This window comes from Roseomonas sp. F4 (assembly GCF_053891155.1).
This window is the reverse complement of sequence record NZ_JBSSHK010000001.1, coordinates 974,666-993,506: the sequence shown is the minus strand read 5'-3', so window position 1 is coordinate 993,506 and position 18,841 is coordinate 974,666. Positions and strand designations below refer to the sequence as shown.

Sequence of the window (18,841 nt, the reverse complement as noted above, 5' to 3'; positions counted from 1 at the left end):
GCCAGGTTGACGTCGAACGGATGGGCGGGGCGCAGGCCCTTCCCATCGCCTCCCCTCGACGCTGAGGCCGCATGATCGACTACCATTTCGACTGGACCGTCATCACCCGCAACGCGGACAAGTTCGTCGCGGCGCTGGGGCTTGGGCTGGGGCTGGCCGTTGTGTCGCTGCTGATCGGCTGCGTCATCGGGCTGGCCGCGGCCTATGCGCGGGTTTCCGGCAAACGCTGGCTCTCCGGCCCGGTCTGGGCCTATGTCGAGGTCATCCGCTGCACGCCGCTGCTGCTGCTGATCTTCTTCGTCTATTTCGGCCTGCCGGAATTCGGCATCTATTTCCTCGACAAGACCGAGAGCTTCATCCTGACGCTGTCGCTCTATGCTGGCGCCTATATGAGCGAGGTGTTCCGCGCCGGCCTCGCCTCCATCCCCAAGCAATATGTGGAAGCGGCGAAGGCGATCGGCATGCGGCCCTGGCAGCGGCAGCGCTGGGTGGTGCTGCCGGTGATGTTCCGCATCACCCTGCCTTCCGTCGGCAACAACCTGATCTCCTTGTTCAAGGACACCTCCCTGGCCGCCGCCATCGCGATCCCGGAGCTGACCTTCACGGCGCGGCAGATCAACGCGAATACCTTCCGCGTGATGGAGGTCTGGCTGGCGGCGAGCGCCATGTACCTGGCCACGGCCTATTTGCTGGCGATCGGATTGCGGCTGCTCGAACGTCGCTACGCGACGATCCGCTGACCATGGAATTCGAACCCGGCACATTCCTGTTCGAGGCCTGGCAGGCGCGGTTTTCCCTGCTGCGCGGCATCTGGGCGACGATCTCCGCCTCCGGCCTCACCATCGCCGCCTCCACCGTCCTGGGCGTGCTGCTCGGCACCGTGCTGGCCTATGGCTGGGCGCCGTTGCGGCTGCTGGCGCGGCTCTATGTGGACGTGCTGCGCGGCATCCCGGTGCTGGTGCTGATCCTGTTCACCTATTACGGGCTGTCGCTGTTCGGCATCAACGTGCCGGCCTATTGGGCCGGGATCATCGCGCTGTCCGCCTTCGCCACCGCCCATGTGGCGGAGACGCTGCGCGGCGCGGTGCAATCGGTGCCGGCCGGGCAGATGGAGGCGGCCAAGGCCATCGGCCTACGCTTCGACCAACGGCTGCGCTACGTGATCCTGCCCCAGGCGATCCGCCGCATGCTGCCGCCCTGGGTGAATACGGGGCTGGAGGTGGTGAAGGGCACCACCCTGCTCTCCGTCATCGGGGTGGTGGAGCTGTTGCTCTCGACGCAGCAGATCGTCGCCCGCAACTACATGATCATCGATTTCTACCTGTTCGCCGGGCTGCTGTATCTCATCATCAATTTCGCCATCGCCCAGTTCGGCGCGCTGCTGGAGCGCCGCTTCTCCTATCTTCGCTATTGAGGGACCCGGGCATGTCCGACCAGGTACTGCTGCGGGCCCAGGGGGTCCGCAAGAGCTTCGGCGAAACCGAGGTGCTGAAGGGCATCGACCTGGAGGTCCGTCAGGGCCAGGTGGTGTCGCTGATCGGCGCCTCCGGCTCCGGCAAGACCACCTTCCTGCGCTGCGTGAACATGCTGGAGGAGCATGACGCCGGCGAGATCCTGCTGGATGGCGAGCCCATCGGCTATCGCGACGAAGGCGGCCGCCGGCGGCGCCTGTCGGAGGCCAAGGTTTCGGCCCAGCGCGCGCGCATCGGCATGGTGTTCCAGAGCTTCAACCTCTTCCCTCACCTGACGGCGGAGGAGAATGTGATGCTCGGCCTGACCAAGGTGCTGGGCCGCCCGAAGGCCCAGGCGAAGGAGGTCGCGGCGCATTGGCTCGGCAAGGTAGGGCTGGAGGCGCGGCGCGGGCACTACCCCTACCAGCTCTCGGGCGGCCAGCAGCAGCGCGTCGCCATCGCCCGCGCGGTGGCCATGGAGCCGCGCCTGCTGCTGTTCGACGAGGTGACCAGCGCGCTCGACCCCGAACTGGTGGCGGAGGTGCTGGGCGTGATGCAGGCCCTGGCGGAATCCGGCATGACCATGCTGGTGGTCAGCCATGAGATGCTGTTCGTACGCGAGGTGTCGCACCACGTCGTCTTCATGGATGGCGGCAGGGTGGCCCAGGCCGGCCCGCCCGCCGAGATCTTCGACCAGCCGCCGGGGGAGCGCCTGCAACGCTTCCTCGGCCGCTTCCATGGGCTGTTCGGCGGGACGTAGCGGCTGCGTCAGGCCGCGACGCCGCGCGGCACCATGCGCTGGGCGCCCAGGCTTTTGGCGCCGATGGCAATGAAGGCCGCCAGCACCAGAAGCTGCGCGATGGCAAAGGGCAGTTCCGACTGGGTCGGCGCCAGTTGCTGGAAAGCGGGCACCTTGGTGAAAAGCTGCGCGACGCCGACGAAGACCAGGAAGTACTGGGTGGCGACCAGCCCCACCACCTCCGTCCGCCGCCAGGCGGGGCCAGCGCGGCGCGCCAGCAGAACCGCCAGCAGGGTCAGCAGCGCCAGCACGCCCACGACATGCGAAGGCAGCACGGCGGTGATCGGAAACAGGAAGCCGCTGGCGCTGGTGAGGAAAGCGGTCACCAGGAACAGCGTCATCCAGCTGGCGGATGTTCTGGCGCGCATCAGATCCGCCACGACGACGAAGCCGGCGGCCGGTGCGATCAGGCTGATCGCCGTATGCGCCACGATAAGGGATGTGAGGTCGAGCATCGTCCGTACTCCAGCGCCGATGAGGGAGACACCAGCTTAGACATGGCGTGACGCGCGGGTGTTGCCTGATCTTGCTGCGATTTCACAACGTGGCAGGCAGCCGCGCGTGCCTGCTTTATCATCGCAATTGCCTGCGCGCTGGCGCGCCCTGCGCCAGAACCGATGGCGCTGCCCCGCGATCGAGCACCGGCGGCGGTTGACCCGCATCGTCCTTACAATATCATCCCCCAAGCCTTGTTGGCAGCGATCATCCCCGAGGCTTCGGCTGGAGGGCACCGAAGGAGTCGCGCCGTATGGATCTCGCCTCGGACGTGCCGGCATCGGCTGCAACCGGCGTCGGCACCGGCATCATCGATTGCGACGTGCACCCCATCGTCGATGGCGGCATGACCACGCTGATGCGCTACATGCCGCAGGCCTGGAACGAGCGCTTTCGCCGCAAGGGGTCGGTGCTGCAGGGCACGGGCGGCGTGCCGCTGAAATTCGCCCATCCCAACGGCAGCGTGCCGCGCCAGGATGCGCGCGGCCCGAAGGGTGGCATCGCCGGATCCGATCCGCATTACCTCATTGCCGACCTGCTGGATGGCCATGGCGTCGAGCTCGCCTTGCTGAACTGCATCCAGGCCGGCGCCGTCGCCGCGGCGCTGTCGGGGGCGGAGGAAAGCATCGTTCTGGCGCGCGCCTATAACGATGTGTTCCTGGAGGAATGGCTGCCGCTCGACAAGCGCCTGCGCTTCGCGCCCACCGTGCCGGTGCAGGACCCGCAGGCTGCGGCGGAGGAAATCCGTCGCGTCGGCCGGCACAGCCAGGTCGCCGCCATCTCCCTGCCGCTGCTGAACATCCAGCTGGGCAACCGCTGGTACTGGCCGATCTTCGCGGCGGCGGAGGAGATGGACCTGCCCATCTACCTGCATGTCACCGGCATTGAGAGCCTGATCGCCGGCACGCCCGCCATCACCTCCGGCACCTTCGATTCCTACATCGACCGCTACCTGGCGATGCCGCAGCTGGCGGAATCCAGCGTGCGCAACCTCGTCTTCAGCGGCACCTTCGCGCGCTTCCCGCGCCTGCGCTTCGTCTTCGCGGAATTCGGCTTCCTCTGGCTGCTGCCGCTGCTGTGGCGGATGGACCGGCTGTGGCGGGGCCTGCGCCACGACGTGCCCTGGGTGCAGCAACCACCCAGCGAGATCGTGCGCAGCCGCTGCTTCTTCACGACGCAGCCGGTGGACGAGCCGGATGACGTGCAGGACCTGGACCGCCTGATGGCGATGATCGGCGACGACGTGCTGTGCTTCAGCTCGGACTATCCGCATTGGGACAACGACATGCCGGGCGCGACGCTGCGCTTCCTGTCGCCGGAGCGGCGGCGGAAGATCTTCAGCGAGAATCCCCGCAGGGCGTTGAGGCTGTGACGCCATGAGCGAGACGACGGCACGGGCCGCGCGGCGGACGCTGCGACTGGATGCGGGACCGGCGGAGGCGATCCAGCCCGGCCGCTTCACCATGGTCACGGCCGGCACGCGGCGCATCGGCGTGACCCGCCTGCAGGACGGCAGCTTCCGCGCCATCCGCGACCGCTGCCCGCACAAGGCGGCCGAGATCTGCAAGGGCATCGTCGGCGGCACCTGGCCGCCTTCCGCACCGGGCGAGCTGACCTACGCACGGGAAGGCGAAATCGTCGTCTGCCCGTGGCACGGCTTCGAATACGACCTGGCGACGGGTGCCGAGCTGTTCTGGCCGAAGGGCCCAGGGCTGCGCATCTACCCCACGGAAGTCGCCGAGGGCCGCGTTTTCGTCATCGTACCCGAAGGGCGGCCCGGCCGCCCCGAGGCAACCGCCTGAGGAGGGCTTCCTAATGCCGATTACCCGCCGTCGCATGGGCCAGGGCGTTGCCGGTGGCCTTCTGGGCGCCACGCTGGCAACCCCCGCGCTGACACAGGAACGCACCATCACCCTCGCCGCCTATAGCGGCGTCTTCGAGGAACACTACAAGGCCGCGGTGGTGGAGCCCTTCCTGCGGGCGCATCCGGGCATCCGCGTCACCTATTTCGGCATGCCCAATTCGGCGCAGATGCTGGGCACGCTGCGCGCCCAGCGCGCCGCGCCGCAGCTGGACGTGATGCTGTTCGACCTGACCTTCGCCAAGGCCGCGACGGATGAGGGCCTGTTCGAGCCGATCCCCCGCGATTCCATGCCGGTACTGGCGGAACTCGACCAGGAGCGCGCCTTCCCGCCCGGCATGGCCAGCCCGGCCGTCACCTTCGATCACCTGGCGCTGGTCTATTCGCCGGAACGCGTCACGCCGGCGCCGGATTCCTGGCGCGTGCTGTGGGACCCGCGCTATCGCGGCAAGATCGCCTTCGCCGGCGTGCCGGACCTGGGCGGCATCTCCATCGTGCTGCTGGCCAATATGATGGAAGGCGAGCGCGACTACATGCGCAGCTTCGACAAGGGCATCGCCTCCGTCGCGCAGATGGCGCCGAATGTGCTGAACTTCGAACCGCGGCCGGATTCCTACAGCTTCATCGTCAACGGCACCTCCTCCCTCGGCTATGGCTGGAATGCGCGGGCGCAGCTCTATGCCAAGGCCAATCCGGGCGTCATCGAGGGCATCGTGCCGAAGGAAGGCTCGGTCGCCATCATGAACATGATCAACCTGGTGAAGGGCGGACCGCAGCAGGACGCAGCCAAGGCCTTCATCGCCTATGCGCTGGGGGTGGAGGCGCAGAGCGCCTTCGCCGAACGCATGTTCTACGGCCCGGTCAACAGCAAGGTGCAGCTCAGCGCCGCCGCTGCCTCCCGCATCGCGACGCAGGAACAGCGGGCGAGCTGGCTGCCGGTGAACTGGCTGGAAGTCGCCCGCATCCGCGACCGGGTGAACGAGCAGTGGCGCCGCCGGGTGCTGACGGCCGCGCGTTGATGGCAGAAAGCGCGAATATCCACCTGCTGCTGGACGGGCTGGAAAAGCGCTTCGGCGGCGGACCCGCGGCGGTGGAGGCCCTGACGCTGGAGGTGCGGGAGGGTGAACTGCTGGGACTGCTCGGCCCTTCCGGCTGCGGCAAGACCACCACCTTGCGGATGATCGGCGGCCTGCTGCCGGCCTCCGCAGGTCGTATCGTCGTGGCGGGGCGCGACATCACCGAGCTGCCACCGCATCGGCGGGACATGGGCATCGTCTTCCAGAACTACGCGCTGTTCCCGCATATGACAGTGGCGCAGAATCTCGCCTTCGGGCTGGAGATGCGCGGCGTGGCCCGCGCCGACATCGCCCAGCGCGTCCGCCGGGCGCTGGAGATGGTGCGCCTGCCCGGCTTCGACGACCGGCGGCCGCGGCAGCTTTCGGGCGGCCAGCAGCAGCGCGTCGCTTTGGCCCGCGCGCTGATCGTGGAGCCCAGCATCCTGCTGCTGGACGAGCCGCTGTCGAACCTCGACGCCAATCTGCGCGAGGAGATGCGTGTGGAGATCCGCGACATCCAGAAGCGGCTCGGCATCACCGCCGTCTTCGTCACTCATGACCAGGCGGAAGCGCTGGCGATCTGCGACCGCATCGCGCTGATGCGCTCCGGCCGGCTGGAACAGTTCGGCGCGCCGACCGATATCTACGAACGCCCGGCCAATGCCTTCGTCGCCGGCTTCGTTGGCCGCATCAACCGCGTCGAGGCGCAGCGCCAGGCCGATGGCGCGGTCATGCTCGGCACCACGCGGCTCGGCCAGGCGCCCGGCCCGGCGGGGCCGGTGCTGGCCATGCTGCGCCCCCACCGCATCCGCGTCGCGGCGGAACGTGACGACCGGACGCCCTGGATCACCGTGCCGGGCATCGCCCGACGCACCATCTTCGTGGGCGATGTGCTGATCGCCGAGATCGCGGTGGGCGACACGCTGATCAGCATTGAGCGCCATACCCAGGGCGACATGCCGATGCTGGAGGCCGGCGCCCCGGTGGAACTCGCCTGGCGGGAACAGGACCTCTATGTCTTCCCGGCGACGCCATGACGGGGGGTACCGCCTCCAGGGGATTCGGCCTGCTGCCATTGCTGCTGCTGCCGGCGGTGGCGATCAACCTGCTCACCTTCCTCTGGCCGGTCATCAACCTCGCCACCCTGTCGCTGTATGAGGGGCAGGCGGGCGGCGCGATGGGCACCACCCTGACCATGGCGACCTGGCAGGGGTTGTTCGAGGACAGCTTCTATCCGGAGCTGCTGCTGAATTCGGTGGTGCTCGCCCTGACCGTCACGCTGATCGCGCTGGTCTGCGGCTATCCGATCGCGCTGTACATCCACCGCGCCTCCGACCGCTGGCGCAACCTGCTGGTCATCATCTGCATCTCCCCGCTCCTGCTCTCGGCGGTGGTGCGCACCTATGGCTGGATGCTGATTTTGGGCGATGCGGGGGTGCTGCCCAGCCTGCTGCGCGGCCTGGGCATGGCGGAGGTGCCGCGGCTGGTGTTCAACGATGTCGGCGTCATCATCGGCCTGGGCGAGATCTTCATGCCCTATATGATCCTGTCGCTGCTGGCAGGCTTCGCCCGGCTGGACCAGGGGCTGGAGGATGCGGCCGCCAGCCTGGGCGCCCGGCCCTTCACCGTCTTCCGCCGCATCGTGCTGCCGCTGACCATGCCGGGCATCCTGCTGGGATGCCTGCTGGCCTTCGTGCTGGCGGTCAGCAGCTTCGTCACGCCCAAGCTGCTGGGCGGCGGCAGAGTCATGGTGCTGGCGACGGAGATCTACGACCAGGCCATCGTCACCCTGAACTGGCCGCTGGCCGCGGCGCTGTCCGTCGTGGTGCTGGTGCTGTTCGGCAGCACCTTGCTGGTCTATGGCCGCATGGCGGCGATCATCGAACGGCGGATCGGATGAAGCGCTTCTCCCCCGGGCGCATCGGCTTCGGCCTGCTGGTGCTGGTGATGTTCATCTACCTGCTGGCGCCGGTGGTGATGGTGGTGCCGATGTCCTTCTCCGGCGCCACCAGCCTGGTCTGGCCACCACCTTCCTGGAGCACGCGCTGGTATGTCGCGCTGCTGCAGGATGCCGAGATGGCCGTGGCGCTGCGCAACAGCCTGGTGCTGGCCTCCATCGTCACCCTGCTGTCGCTGGCGATTGGCGGAGCCGCCGCCTACGCCCTGGTGCGCGGCCGCTTTCCGGGGCGGGAGGCGCTGAGCGCCCTGCTGACCGCGCCGCTGCTGCTGCCCAGCATCGTGCTCGGCCTGGCGCTGCTGATCATCTTCGTGTCGCTGCGGCTGATCGGCCAATGGCCGGGGCTGATCCTGGCGCATCTGCTGATCACCCTGCCCTATACCGTGCGCGTGCTGAGCACGGCGCTGTCCACCCTGCCGCCGGCGGTGGAGGACGCGGCGGCCAGCCTGGGCGCGCCGCCGGGCACCGTGTTCCGCCGCATCACCCTGCCGCTGATGGCGCGCGGCGTGGTGGCGGCGGGGGCGATCTCCTTCCTCGTCTCCTTCGACGAGGTGGTGATCAGCCTGTTCATCGTCGGTCCGCAGCTCAACACTCTGCCGGTGGCGCTGTATCATTATGTCGAGCGCCGGACCGATCCGCAGGTGGCGGCCATCTCGGTGCTGCTGATTATCTTCACCCTGCTTCTGGTGGTCGTCATGGAACGAGCGCTGGGGCTGCGACGCACGATCGGCGGCAAAGGCTGATCAGAGAAGGAGTAGACGGTCCATGGCGAAATACGTGATCGAGCCGATGCCCGGCCAGTTGAGCAGTGAGGTCGTGGCGCTGCTGGAGAAGGCGGAGACCGCCACCATCGGCCATTGGCGCCATTGGGGTTTCGTGGACCGTCGCGTGCAGGGCCTGCTGCGCAAGCGCGTGGCCGGCACCGCCGTGACGGTGCAGTTCACCGGCCCGGATTCCACCATCCTGCACCATGCGCTCGGCCTGCTGCGGCCGGGGGATATCCTGGTGGTGGACCGGCTGGGCGATGACCGCCATGCCTGCTGGGGCGGCGGCGTGACGGTGGCGGCCAAGGCCGCGGGTGCCAAGGCCGGCGTGGTCGATGGCGCCTGCACCGATATCGAGGAGGTCGAGGCCTCCGACTTCCCGCTCTGGTGCCGCGGCCTCGCGCCGATCACCACGCGCATCTACGACCTCGGCGGACGGATGAACGTGCCGGTCTCCATCGGCGGCGTGGTGGTGATGCCGGGCGATGCCGTGCTCTGCGACGAAAGCGGCGTGCTGGTACTGCCGCCTTCCGAGGCGGAGGCCGAGGCGCGGGAGGCGATCGCCCGGCAGGAGCGCGGGATGAAGATCCAGGCGCGGGTGGCGGCCGGCGAGAAGCTGGGCGACATCAGCGGCGCGACGGCGAAGGTGCTGGCAGGTCTCTGACCAGCCCACAGGGTGGCGCGATCATTGCATTGGCGATCGGGAAACCTTCCCCGGATGCCACCTCATGCTGTCGCGCCGCCCTCTGCTCGCCGCCCTCGCCGGAACCCTGGCCGCACCCTCCCTGGCCCGCGCCCAGGGCTGGTCGCCGGACCGGCCGATCCGCCTGCTGATCGGCTTCCCGCCCGGCGGCGCCTCCGATGCCGCCCTGCGCATCATTCAGCCCAGGCTCGCGGCACGGCTTGGCCAGAACGTGGTCATCGACAACCGCACCGGCGCCGGCGGTAATCTGGCGGTGGAGGCCACGGCCCGGTCGCAGCCGGATGGCACCACCATGGTCTCCGCCAATATCGGCACGCTAGCGGTGAACCCCGCGCTGCTGAAGACCATGCCCTTCGACCCGATCGCCGACCTCGCGCCGCTGTCGATGATCTTCAATGCCACCAATGTGCTGGTGGTGCCGGCCGCGAAACCCTTCCGCAGCGTGGCGGATATCCTGGCTGCGGCGAAGGCGCGGCCGGAGACGCTGACCTATGGCACCGGCGGCGTCGGCTCGCCCGGCCACCTCTGCGGCATCCTGCTGGACAGCATCGCCGGGGTGAAGACGGTGGCCGTGCCCTATCGCGGCGGCGGGCCGCAGATGCTGGGCCTTGTGGCGGCGGAGCATGACTTCTCCTTCTCGCCCATCGGCACAGTGATGACCCATGTCGCCGCCGGCACCATCCGGGCCCTGGCCGTCGCCACCCGCAGCCGCGCGCCCGAGCTGCCTGATGTTCCCACCATGATCGAGGCGGGGCTCGCGGATTATGAGGTGCTGAACTGGGACGGCGTGCTGGTGCCGAAGGCCACGCCGGCCGCCATCCGCACCCGTCTTGGCGACACGCTGCGCGACGTGCTGGCGGACCCCGAGGTGGTGGCGGAATTCGGCCGCCGCGGCCTGACCCCGCGCCCGACCAGCGAGGCGGATTTCGCCGCCCAGCTCGCCGCCGACAGCGCCAACTGGCAGCGGCTGATCCGCGCCGCGGGCATCGAGCCGAGCTGAGATGCCGCCTGGGACCGCCGGCATCTGAGAACCCTTTGCAGCTTCGGCATGGGGTGGTGTATCGCCGCCCCATGCTCCGCAAATTCCTCCGCTTCTACCGCCCGCATCTGCGCCTGGCGCTGATCGCCTTTGGCTGCGCTGCCCTGTCGGGTTTGCTGGAGCTCGGCTTTCCCATGGCCGTGCGCGCCTTCATCGACCATCTGCTGCCGCAGCAGGACATGGGCATCATCGGCCTCGCGGTCGCCGCCCTGCTCGCCATCTACCTGCTGAATGCGGGGCTGATGGCGGTGGTCACCTATTGGGGCCATGTGCTGGGCATCGCCATCGAGACGGAGCTGCGCCGCAACGCCTTCGACCATCTGATGCGGCTGTCCTTCCGCTTCTACGACAACCAGAAGACCGGCCACCTGGTCGGCCGCGTGACCAAGAACCTGGAGGATATCGGGGAGGTCGCGCATCACGGGCCGGAGGACCTGCTGGTCGCGGTGCTGACCTTCCTCGGCGCCTTCGCGCTGATGCTGCTGGTCAGCCCGACCCTCGCCATGCTGACCGCGGTGATCGTGCCGCTGATCGCCTGGGTCGTCGCGCATTACGGCGGGCGGATGACGCTGAACTGGCAGGCGCAGTTCGGCCGCGTCGGCGCCTTCAATGCCCGCATCGAGGAAGCCGTCGGCGGCATCCGCGTGGTCAAGGCTTTTGCGAATGAGGCCCACGAACGGAAGCTGTTCGCGGCCGACAATGCGAACTACCAGCGCACCAAGCTGGAGGCCTATCGCATCATGGCCATCGGCATGACGCTGAACTACCTCGGCATGCGGCTGGTGCAGTTGGTGGTGATGCTGGCGGGTGCGGGGCTGATCGTCGCCGGCAGCCTCTCCATCGGCGATTTCGTCGCCTTCCTGCTGCTGGTGAACGTCTTTTACCGGCCGCTCGAGAAGATCAACGCAGTGATCGAGACCTATCCGCGCGGCCTGGCCGGCTTCCGCAGCTATCTCGACCTGATGGCGACGGAGCCCGATATCGCCGATGCGCCGGATGCCACCCCCGCCCCGCCGTTGAAGGGCGCCGTGCGGTTCGAGGATGTGACCTTCGGCTATACGCCCGGCCGCCCGGTGCTGCGCGACCTGTCGCTGGAGGTGGCGCCGGGCCAGACCATCGCCCTGGTCGGTCCCTCAGGCGCCGGCAAGACCACCATCTGCTCCCTGCTGCCACGCTTCTACGATGTGGAGGCCGGGCGCATCACCATCGACGGCATCGACATCCGCCGGATGACCCTGGCCTCCCTGCGCGGGCAGATCGGCCTGGTGCAGCAGGATGTGTTCCTCTTCGCCGGCAGCATCCGCCAGAACATCGCCTATGGCCGCCTCGGCGCCAGCGACGATGACATCCTTCAGGCCGCCCGCCGCGCCCGGCTGGACGCGCTGATCGCCGACCTGCCGGAGGGGCTGGACACGCTGATCGGCGAGCGCGGCGTGAAGCTCTCCGGCGGCCAGAAGCAGCGCCTCGCCATCGCGCGCATCTTCCTGATGAACCCGCCCATCCTGATCCTGGACGAGGCGACCAGCGCGCTGGATACGGAGACCGAGCGGGCCATCCAGCAGGCGCTGGCGGAGCTTGCCCAGGGCCGGACCACCCTGGTCATCGCCCATCGCCTGGCCACCATCCGCGATGCCGACCGCATCCTGGTGGTGACCGAGCAGGGCATCGCGGAGCAGGGCTCGCATCAGGACCTGCTGGCCGCGAACGGCCCCTATCGCCGGCTGCACGAGGCGCAGTTCGCCGAGGCGTCCTAGAAATCTTTGAGCCCAGAAAAGGACACCCGTTCTGGCTGTTTCAGTCAGGCCGGATACTGCTCTGGACCCAGCCGGAGCGGCGCTCGCAGACCGCCTGGTGGCGAGGGTCGGGGCGTCCCGGATCCCTGCTCCTCTCTTCGGCCATGCAGACGCAATAGCTTTGGACGACGCTCTGCGGCACGGGCGCCCGGCGATTGTCGTTCAGGCAATCGTTGAACAGGTACTGGGAAGTGGGGAACAGGTACTGGGAAACGGGGCCACGCACCACAGAACAGCCCGCGCACAGTGCGACGACCAGCAGCAAAAAGGATTTCATCGGGCGGCTCCGATATGGAGACGTAACCGTTACATGCGTCTTTCCGGCAGTCCAACTGGTGAGCGCAGGCGGCGGCGCTCCTCCTCGATCCGCCGCTGCTGTTCCTCCAACCGGCGCTGCTGCTCGGCCAGTTGGCGGTCCCGCTCGCCACGCTGCCGATCGTGGTCGCCGCGGTTGCGGTCGCGATCCGCACGGCCGCGCTCATAGGCCTCGCGTTCCCGCTCCCGCGCTTCACGCTCCCGCTCACGGCCCTCACGCTCCCGCTCGCGTTGCTGGCGCTGGTCTTCGTCTTGCCGCCGTTGGGAGTCGCGCGGGTCGCCGCCCTGGAGTTGGCGCAGCACGTCGCCGATCACGTCCTGTTGGGCCAGGGCCGGCGTGGCGGCGAAGGCGACCGCGGCGCCCAGCACGCTGAACAAGGCACGGCGTGACATGGGCGGTCGCATGGCGTGGTCTCCCGTCTCGTTTGAACGCGCGATTCAGACCTTCGGTGCCTTCGCACCTTCGGTCATCGCGCTTTCGGGAGAAACGCGCCATCCGCCCGGGCGTTGCCCTCCTTAGCAGCCGACAGCGCGAAAGACGCGGGAGGGGGTTACGAACTCCTCCTGCGCCGCGACCGTCAGGATTTCGCGCGACCCCGCCTCCGCCGTGCGCCGCAGCAGCCCGTGGATGGAGGAGGCGGCGGCCGAGAGCGCGACGGAGGGTTCACCCCAGCGCAGCCGGTGGAACAGGAACAGCGCCGCGATGGCATCCCCCGCGCCGTTAACGGAAATCGGCAGCAGGGGGGTGCGGATGCGGAAGAAGCGCCCACCCTCCCCCACCAGCATGTCCATCGAATCCGCCGGCGTGTCCTCGACATGCAGGGAGGTCACCAGCACGCAGCGCGGCCCCTGGGCCTGCAAGGCGGCGATGGCGGCCTTGGCGCTGTCGAGGCTCGTGATCGTCAGGCCGGTCAGCCATTCCAACTCGAACTGGTTCGGCGTGAGAATATCGGCCGCCGGTACGGCGCGGTCGCGCATGAATTCCGGGATACCCGGGCGGACGAAGACGCCGCGGCCGACATCGCCGATCACCGGGTCGCAGCAATACATCGCCCCCGGATTGGCCGCCTTCACCCGCGCCACCGCCGAGAGAATGGCCGCGCCGGTCCCCGGATCGCCCATATAGCCCGACAGCACCGCATCGCAGCGCTCCAGCGCGCCGCGCTCGGCAATGCCCAGCACCAGCTCCTCGATCAGCTCACTCGCAAAGACCTGGCCGCGCCAGGCGCCGTAGCCGGTGTGGTTGGAGAACTGCACCGTGTTCAGCGCCCAGACCTCCGCCCCCAGCCTTTGCAGCGGGAAGACGGCGGAGGTGTTGCCCACATGGCCATAGGCGACCCAGGACTGGATCGACATGATATTGAGCGGCCGGCCCGCATCGGCCGGCGACACGGCTTGGTTCATGCGCAGCGCCCCCCATCCACCGGCAGCAGCACGCCGGTGATGAAGCTGGAGGCATCCTCGGCCAGCCAGAGGCAGGCATTGGCGATGTCGGCCGGGGTGGACATGCGGCCGAGCGGCACGCTGGCCACGAACTTGGCCCGCATCTCCGGCGTATCCGGCCCGCCCATGAAGGCCTCCAGCAGCCCCGTCGCGCCGATCACCGGGCAGACGGCATTGACCCGGATATTGTCCTTGGCGAATTCCTGCGCCATCGCCTGGGTCGCGGTGTTCACCGCCCCCTTGGTGGAATTGTACCAGGTCAGCCCCGGCCGCGGCCGGATGCCGGCGGTGGAGGCGATGTTGATGATCGACCCGCCGCGCCCCTGGCGCTGCATCACCGGCACCGCTTCCCGCACCATCCAGAAGATGGATTTGACGTTGACGGCATAGATCCGGTCGAACTCGTCTTCCGTCACCTCCAGGATCGGCTTGTTCCGATGGGTGGTGCCGGCATTGTTCACCACGATGTCGAGCCCGCCGAACTCCTCCACCGCGCGGGCGACGATGGCGCGTACCGCCGCCTCCTCCGCCACATCGCCGCCGACCGGGGTGCCGCCGATCTCCTTGGCCAGGCGGGTCGCGCCTTCCAGGTTCTGGTCGGCGCAGATCACCCAGGCGCCCTCGGCTGCGAAGCGGCGGGCGATACCCTCCCCGAACCCGGAGGCCGCGCCGGTGACGATGGCGGATTTTCCCTGCAGACGCATGCGGCATTCCCCAATGACATGCCGCCAAGGCAGGACGGCGCGGCAGGATCGGCCAAGCGGGCCAGTGGCTCAATGGGGGGATACGTGCTTCTGCCCCTTGGGTCGCAAGGTTGCGCGGCCCCCGCCCGTCCTCTATAGGCCGTTTTCCCGCGCCTGCCGGTCGCTGTCGGTGGGCCCATCAGCGTGAGCGCCCCTGCGATGAAGCCCGATATCCATCCCGAGTATCACACCATCAACGTCATCATGACGGATGGTTATGCCTATACGACCCGGTCCTGCTACGGGAAGGAAGGCGACACCATTCGCCTGGACATCGACCCCAAGTCGCACCCGGCCTGGACCGGCCAGCAGCGCGTGATGGACACGGGCGGCCAGATCGCCAAGTTCAACAAGAAGTTCGCCGGCCTGGGCATCCGCAAGACCGCCTGATCAGGCGCGGGGTTCCCGGTTTGCGAGGGGCGTGCCCGATGGGCGCGCCCTTTTTGCGTGTTTGGCACCCTCTTGAAGCCGTTCTAACGGCTGACTAACTCCTGCGTGCTGGCGGTGCCCGATCGGGGCCGACAGCGCGGAGGCCGGACCATGTCGCCCGCTGAGCGGGGGCGTAAATCCTGGCGATCCGCCTTGCAACGACCTTGCTACCGCAGGAGGTCTTCCGTGAACGCTTTCGATTTCTCGCCCCTGTTCCGTTCCGCCATCGGCTTCGACCGTATGGCCCGCCTGGTGGAAAACGCCCGCGCGGCGGCGGATGGGCCCAGCTACCCGCCCTACAATATCGAGAAGGCCGGTGAGGACAGCTATGTGCTGACCATGGCCGTCGCCGGCTTCGGCCCCGATGACATCGAGGTCACGGCACATGACAACACCCTGACCGTTGCCGGCAAGGCGGCGCCCGCCCCGGCCAATGGCCAGGACAATGGGCGCGTGCTGTACCGTGGCATCGCCGGCCGGGCCTTCGAGCGTCGCTTCGTCCTCGCCGACCATATCGTCATCGAGGGCGCGCAGCTCGAACACGGCCTGCTGCATGTGGCGCTGAAGCGTCAGGTGCCGGAGGCGCTGAAGCCGCGCCGGATCGAGATCCAGGCGCCGACCCCGCAGCGGGTGTTGGAAAACCAGACGCCGCAGGCCCAGGCCGCCTGAGGCTGAACCGGGCCGGCGGAGCAATCCGCCGGCCTTTTTGGTGATCTTAGTCCGGCCGCTTGAAAAACAGGTCCGCCGCCGCCCTGCTGGCCTGGCGCTTGCCGATCTCGGCCTCCGCCCGGGCGATCTCGGCGCGAAGCTGCTCGATATAGGCGCGCAGCTCATCCTCATCCCAGCGGTCGATCACCGGGGGCTTGAAGCGTCCGGTCGGGCGTGGCCCCTCCTCCTCGATCATCATGCTGCCAGCCTCATTCCTTATCCTTTGCGGTCCCGCGAGCCTTTGACCCGGCCCCGGCTGCTCTCTATATCCGAAATTGACGAGGCGCGGGCGCCCCGGCGGCAGCGTGGTCGCATGCCCGGGCCGCGGCCCGAACCACAAAGGGTCCCATGATGAAGACGCCCCTGATGCCGAAGGCCACCGCCGTGTGGCTGATCGAGAAGACGTCGCTCTCCTTCGAGCAGATTGCCGATTTCGTCGGGATGCACCCGCTGGAAGTCCAGGCCATCGCCGATGGCGAGGTGGCGCAAGGCATTGTCGGCTACGACCCGATCGCAAACGACCAGCTGAAGCGCGAGGAAATCATCCGTTGCGAGGCCAATCCGGCAGCCCGGCTGGTGCTGACGGAATCCTCCACCCCGCTGCCCAAGCAGCGCAGCAAGGGGGCGCGCTATATCCCCGTGGCGAAGCGGACGGAGCGGCCGGATGCGATCGCCTGGCTGCTGCGCAACTATCCGCAGTTGTCGGACCCGCAGATCGTGAAGCTGCTGGCCACCACGAAGGAGACCATCGCCAAGGTCCGGGACAAGACCCACCCGAACACGGCGAATATCAAGCCGCGCGACCCGGTGACGCTGGGCCTCTGCACGCAGACGGCCTTGAATGAGGCGGTGGGGACGGCGAATGATCGCCATGGCGGGCCGGTGGCCCCGCCGCAGCCGCTGGACGACGCGGCCGCCTGAGACAGGCGGGGGGATCTTCCCCCCGCCCGCGCGCCCGTTGGAGCGCGTGATTCAGACCTTCGGTGCCTTCGCACCTTCGGCCATCACGCCCTAATGGCGCGTCCGAAGCTTCTCCATTTCCTCCTTGAGGCGCAGTTTTTCGCGCTTCAAGCGCATCAGCGCTATGTCATCGGGGCGGGGTCGGCCGCCTTCCTCAGCGATTCGCGTCTCGAGCGTCGCGTGCCGCGCCTCCAGGGAGCGGATACGTGCAGCCTCGGCCATGCGCAATCATCCTTGTCCGTTGCCATTACGGGCAGCGTCGGCACGATCCACGCCAGAGGCGGGCGCCGCGGGAATTTCAGGCGGCATAACCAGCCCCGGGCGCGCAACCGTCCCTTCTGCGCCCGCCCGTGTCATGTTATGCGGATGCTTGGCACTTTCCAGCGCCAAGTTTGAGACACCCAACTGAAATATTGGGGGCCCATGCAGGCCGACCGCGACAGCCTCCTCCGCCGGTTGCACGAGTTGCGCAGCGAGCACCGGGACCTCGACACCGTCATCGCCCGGCTGGATGAGGCCGGGACCGACGCCTTGCAGCTGCAGCGGCTGAAGAAGCGCAAGCTGAAGCTGAAGGACGAGATCGCCTGGCTGGAAAGCCAACTCGTCCCCGACATTATCGCCTGACCAGTCCGAGGCTCTGAATGACCGAAGTCACCGCCCCCTCGCCTCGCGTGGGCGTCATCATGGGCAGCACCTCGGATTGGGAGACGATGCGCCATGCGGCGGAGGTGCTTTCGCGCCTCGAGGTGCCGCATGAGACCCGCGTGGTCTCCGCCCATCGAACGCCCACCCGCATGTATGACTATGCCCAGGCCGCGGCCGGGCGTGGGTTGAAGGTGCTGATCGCCGGCGCCGGCGGGGCCGCCGCCCTGCCCGGCATGGTCGCCTCCCTCACCGCCCTGCCGGTGCTGGGCGTGCCGGTGGAAAGCCATGCGCTGAAGGGCATGGATAGCCTGATGTCCATCGTCCAGATGCCGGGCGGCATTCCGGTGGGCACGCTCGCCATCGGCAAGGCCGGCGCCATCAATGCGGGCCTGCTGGCCGCGGCGATCCTGGCGCTGGAGGATCCGGCCCTGGCCGCACGGCTGGCCGCCTTCCGCCAGGCGCAGACGGATGCGGTGGCGGATTCGCCGGTATGAGCGGGATGCTCCCCCCCGGCTCGACCATCGGCATTCTGGGTGGCGGCCAGCTCGGCCGCATGTCGGCGCTGGCCGCGGCGGCGCTGGGCTATCGCTGCCACATCTTCGCGCCGGAGGCGGATTCGCCTGGCATGCAGGTGGCCGCGGCGCGGACCGTCGCCGACTACACCGATGCGACAGCCCTGGCCGCCTTCGCCGCCGCCGTCGATGTGGTGACCTTCGAATTCGAGAATGTGCCGGCCGCCACGCTGGACGCGCTGGCCCCGCTGGTGCCCTGCCGGCCCGGCGTCGCCGCGCTGCGCATCGGCCAGGACCGCATCGCCGAAAAGACCTTTTTGGAAAAGGCCGGCATTCCGGTCGGACCCTGGCGCGCCGTCCACAGCCTGTCCGAGCTGGAAGCTGCGATCGCTGAGCTGGGCCTGCCGGCGGTGCTGAAGACCACGCGCCTCGGCTATGACGGCCGCGGCCAGGCCGTGCTGCGCCAGCCGGAAGATGCGGCGGAAGCGTTCGCTCGCCTGTCGCCCCACCCGCTGATTCTGGAGGCCTTCATCCCCTTCGCGAAGGAGGTTTCGGCCATCGCCGCGCGCGGGGTGGACGGCACCGTGGTGACCTTCGACGCAGTGGAGAATCGCCACGCCCATCACATCCTGGACCTGACCTTCGCCCCGGCCCTGGTGCCCGAGGCGGTCGCCGCCCAGGCCCGCGCCCATGTCGCCGCCTTGGCCACGGCGCTGGATCTGGTGGGTGTGCTGGCGCTGGAGATGTTCCTGCTGCCGGACGGCACGCTGCTGGCCAATGAAATGGCGCCCCGGCCGCATAACTCGGGCCATTGGACCATGGATGCCTGCCGGCACGGGCAGTTCGAGCTGCATATCCGCGCGGTCGCCGGCCTGCCGCTGCCGGAGCCGGGCCGCCACGCCGACTCGGTCATGAAAAACCTGGTCGGACCGGAGAGCTACGGCGCCTGGCCCGATCTGGCGGCGATGCCGGATGTCGCGCTGCACCTTTATGGCAAGGCGGAAGCGCGGAAGGGCCGCAAACTGGGCCATGCGACCCGCCTTCTGCCGCCCGGCACGCTGCAAAAAACGGCCGATCCGGACCTGCTCTCGCCGCTGTGACCAATTTACCATGGGGTGCTGTGGCGCGATTGTCACAGCGCGGGGATTGTGCTGCTGCACACGCTGTTG

At 68.4% G+C, this 18,841-nt stretch carries 25 protein-coding genes; 18 read left to right on the top strand and 7 right to left on the bottom strand.

Annotated elements, in window-relative coordinates; translation table 11 throughout:
* The first annotated feature begins 71 nt into the window (after window positions 1-71).
* From ACVFYP_RS04795 to ACVFYP_RS04785, 3 genes are read left to right on the top strand one after another with little or no spacing between them, the layout of a single operon-like run.
* A complete protein-coding gene (locus ACVFYP_RS04795) occupies window positions 72-740 on the top strand; it encodes an amino acid ABC transporter permease (RefSeq protein ID WP_499198979.1) in 669 nt (222 codons plus the stop codon).
* 2 nt (window positions 741-742) lie between these two features.
* Window positions 743-1,414, top strand: a complete 672-nt coding sequence (locus ACVFYP_RS04790; protein ID WP_499198978.1) for an amino acid ABC transporter permease — start codon at window positions 743-745, stop codon at window positions 1,412-1,414.
* 11 nt (window positions 1,415-1,425) lie between these two features.
* The gene (locus tag ACVFYP_RS04785) at window positions 1,426-2,211 is read left to right on the top strand and encodes an amino acid ABC transporter ATP-binding protein (RefSeq protein WP_499198977.1); all 786 of its coding nucleotides are present in this window, start codon (window positions 1,426-1,428) and stop codon (window positions 2,209-2,211) included.
* Window positions 2,212-2,219: 8 nt separating this feature from the next.
* Here ACVFYP_RS04785 and ACVFYP_RS04780 read toward each other — a convergent pair whose 3' ends face one another.
* On the bottom strand, window positions 2,220-2,705 hold the full coding sequence (locus ACVFYP_RS04780) for a hypothetical protein (RefSeq protein WP_499198976.1): 486 nt from the start codon (window positions 2,703-2,705) through the stop codon (window positions 2,220-2,222).
* A gap of 293 nt (window positions 2,706-2,998) precedes the next feature.
* On the opposite strand from ACVFYP_RS04780, the gene ACVFYP_RS04775 reads away from it, so the two are divergent.
* From ACVFYP_RS04775 to ACVFYP_RS04735, 9 genes are all read left to right on the top strand, one after another.
* Window positions 2,999-4,117 carry an amidohydrolase family protein gene (locus ACVFYP_RS04775; protein ID WP_499198975.1) on the top strand — a complete coding sequence of 373 codons (1,119 nt, stop codon included), beginning with the start codon at window positions 2,999-3,001 and terminating at the stop codon, window positions 4,115-4,117.
* 4 nt (window positions 4,118-4,121) lie between these two features.
* Window positions 4,122-4,547: a Rieske (2Fe-2S) protein gene (locus ACVFYP_RS04770; RefSeq protein ID WP_499198974.1), complete on the top strand. Its 426-nt coding sequence runs from the start codon at window positions 4,122-4,124 to the stop codon at window positions 4,545-4,547.
* A 13-nt stretch (window positions 4,548-4,560) separates the two neighbouring features.
* Complete coding sequence (locus ACVFYP_RS04765) at window positions 4,561-5,625, top strand: extracellular solute-binding protein (protein WP_499198973.1); 1,065 nt, start codon at window positions 4,561-4,563, stop codon at window positions 5,623-5,625.
* On the top strand, window positions 5,625-6,698 hold the full coding sequence (locus ACVFYP_RS04760) for an ABC transporter ATP-binding protein (RefSeq protein WP_499198972.1): 1,074 nt from the start codon (window positions 5,625-5,627) through the stop codon (window positions 6,696-6,698). Before ACVFYP_RS04765 ends, ACVFYP_RS04760 begins: the two co-directional genes overlap by 1 nt.
* Window positions 6,695-7,561 carry an ABC transporter permease gene (locus ACVFYP_RS04755; protein ID WP_499198971.1) on the top strand — a complete coding sequence of 289 codons (867 nt, stop codon included), beginning with the start codon at window positions 6,695-6,697 and terminating at the stop codon, window positions 7,559-7,561. The genes ACVFYP_RS04760 and ACVFYP_RS04755 overlap by 4 nt, the downstream gene beginning before the upstream one ends.
* The gene (locus tag ACVFYP_RS04750; protein WP_499198970.1) at window positions 7,558-8,361 is read left to right on the top strand and encodes an ABC transporter permease; all 804 of its coding nucleotides are present in this window, start codon (window positions 7,558-7,560) and stop codon (window positions 8,359-8,361) included. Before ACVFYP_RS04755 ends, ACVFYP_RS04750 begins: the two co-directional genes overlap by 4 nt.
* Window positions 8,362-8,383: 22 nt before the next feature.
* Entirely contained in the window at window positions 8,384-9,046 is a 663-nt protein-coding gene (locus tag ACVFYP_RS04745) for an RraA family protein (protein ID WP_499198969.1), read from the top strand.
* A gap of 64 nt (window positions 9,047-9,110) precedes the next feature.
* Window positions 9,111-10,085, top strand: coding sequence for a Bug family tripartite tricarboxylate transporter substrate binding protein (locus ACVFYP_RS04740; protein ID WP_499198968.1), 975 nt, complete (start codon window positions 9,111-9,113; stop codon window positions 10,083-10,085).
* Window positions 10,086-10,156: 71 nt separating this feature from the next.
* Window positions 10,157-11,878 (top strand): ABC transporter ATP-binding protein, encoded by a 1,722-nt coding sequence (locus tag ACVFYP_RS04735; RefSeq protein ID WP_499198967.1) that lies wholly within the window; start codon window positions 10,157-10,159, stop codon window positions 11,876-11,878.
* 40 nt (window positions 11,879-11,918) lie between these two features.
* Here the strand turns inward: ACVFYP_RS04735 and ACVFYP_RS04730 are convergent, their stop codons facing one another.
* The 4 genes from ACVFYP_RS04730 to ACVFYP_RS04715 all read right to left on the bottom strand — a co-directional run bounded on the left by ACVFYP_RS04730 (window position 11,919) and on the right by ACVFYP_RS04715 (window position 14,379).
* Entirely contained in the window at window positions 11,919-12,194 is a 276-nt protein-coding gene (locus ACVFYP_RS04730) for a hypothetical protein (RefSeq protein WP_499198966.1), read from the bottom strand.
* A 29-nt stretch (window positions 12,195-12,223) separates the two neighbouring features.
* A complete protein-coding gene (locus ACVFYP_RS04725) occupies window positions 12,224-12,625 on the bottom strand; it encodes a hypothetical protein (protein WP_499198965.1) in 402 nt (133 codons plus the stop codon).
* A 123-nt stretch (window positions 12,626-12,748) separates the two neighbouring features.
* On the bottom strand, window positions 12,749-13,636 hold the full coding sequence (gene pdxY / locus ACVFYP_RS04720) for a pyridoxal kinase PdxY (RefSeq protein ID WP_499198964.1): 888 nt from the start codon (window positions 13,634-13,636) through the stop codon (window positions 12,749-12,751).
* Entirely contained in the window at window positions 13,633-14,379 is a 747-nt protein-coding gene (locus tag ACVFYP_RS04715; RefSeq protein ID WP_499198963.1) for an SDR family oxidoreductase, read from the bottom strand. Before ACVFYP_RS04715 ends, pdxY begins: the two co-directional genes overlap by 4 nt.
* A gap of 198 nt (window positions 14,380-14,577) precedes the next feature.
* Between ACVFYP_RS04715 and rpmE the strand changes: the two genes are divergently transcribed.
* Together rpmE and ACVFYP_RS04705 are read left to right on the top strand one after the other, a co-directional pair.
* Entirely contained in the window at window positions 14,578-14,808 is a 231-nt protein-coding gene (gene rpmE / locus ACVFYP_RS04710; RefSeq protein ID WP_216878517.1) for a 50S ribosomal protein L31, read from the top strand.
* A gap of 225 nt (window positions 14,809-15,033) precedes the next feature.
* Window positions 15,034-15,516 carry an Hsp20 family protein gene (locus tag ACVFYP_RS04705; protein ID WP_499198962.1) on the top strand — a complete coding sequence of 161 codons (483 nt, stop codon included), beginning with the start codon at window positions 15,034-15,036 and terminating at the stop codon, window positions 15,514-15,516.
* Between the two features lie 46 nt (window positions 15,517-15,562).
* Here ACVFYP_RS04705 and ACVFYP_RS04700 read toward each other — a convergent pair whose 3' ends face one another.
* Window positions 15,563-15,754, bottom strand: coding sequence for a DUF1192 family protein (locus ACVFYP_RS04700; RefSeq protein ID WP_499198961.1), 192 nt, complete (start codon window positions 15,752-15,754; stop codon window positions 15,563-15,565).
* Window positions 15,755-15,903: 149 nt separating this feature from the next.
* Between ACVFYP_RS04700 and ACVFYP_RS04695 the strand changes: the two genes are divergently transcribed.
* Complete coding sequence (locus ACVFYP_RS04695) at window positions 15,904-16,476, top strand: cell cycle transcriptional regulator TrcR (RefSeq protein WP_499198960.1); 573 nt, start codon at window positions 15,904-15,906, stop codon at window positions 16,474-16,476.
* A 90-nt stretch (window positions 16,477-16,566) separates the two neighbouring features.
* Here the strand turns inward: ACVFYP_RS04695 and ACVFYP_RS04690 are convergent, their stop codons facing one another.
* Complete coding sequence (locus ACVFYP_RS04690) at window positions 16,567-16,737, bottom strand: YdcH family protein (RefSeq protein ID WP_499198959.1); 171 nt, start codon at window positions 16,735-16,737, stop codon at window positions 16,567-16,569.
* Between the two features lie 201 nt (window positions 16,738-16,938).
* Between ACVFYP_RS04690 and ACVFYP_RS04685 the strand changes: the two genes are divergently transcribed.
* Genes ACVFYP_RS04685 through ACVFYP_RS04675 form a run of 3 tightly spaced genes read left to right on the top strand, consistent with a single transcriptional unit; the run spans window position 16,939 to window position 18,772 of the window.
* On the top strand, window positions 16,939-17,139 hold the full coding sequence (locus ACVFYP_RS04685; RefSeq protein ID WP_216840108.1) for a YdcH family protein: 201 nt from the start codon (window positions 16,939-16,941) through the stop codon (window positions 17,137-17,139).
* Window positions 17,140-17,156: 17 nt separating this feature from the next.
* Window positions 17,157-17,654 carry a 5-(carboxyamino)imidazole ribonucleotide mutase gene (gene purE / locus ACVFYP_RS04680; RefSeq protein ID WP_499198958.1) on the top strand — a complete coding sequence of 166 codons (498 nt, stop codon included), beginning with the start codon at window positions 17,157-17,159 and terminating at the stop codon, window positions 17,652-17,654.
* Window positions 17,651-18,772 (top strand): 5-(carboxyamino)imidazole ribonucleotide synthase, encoded by a 1,122-nt coding sequence (locus ACVFYP_RS04675; protein WP_499198957.1) that lies wholly within the window; start codon window positions 17,651-17,653, stop codon window positions 18,770-18,772. The genes purE and ACVFYP_RS04675 overlap by 4 nt, the downstream gene beginning before the upstream one ends.
* Window positions 18,773-18,841: the final 69 nt, after the last annotated feature.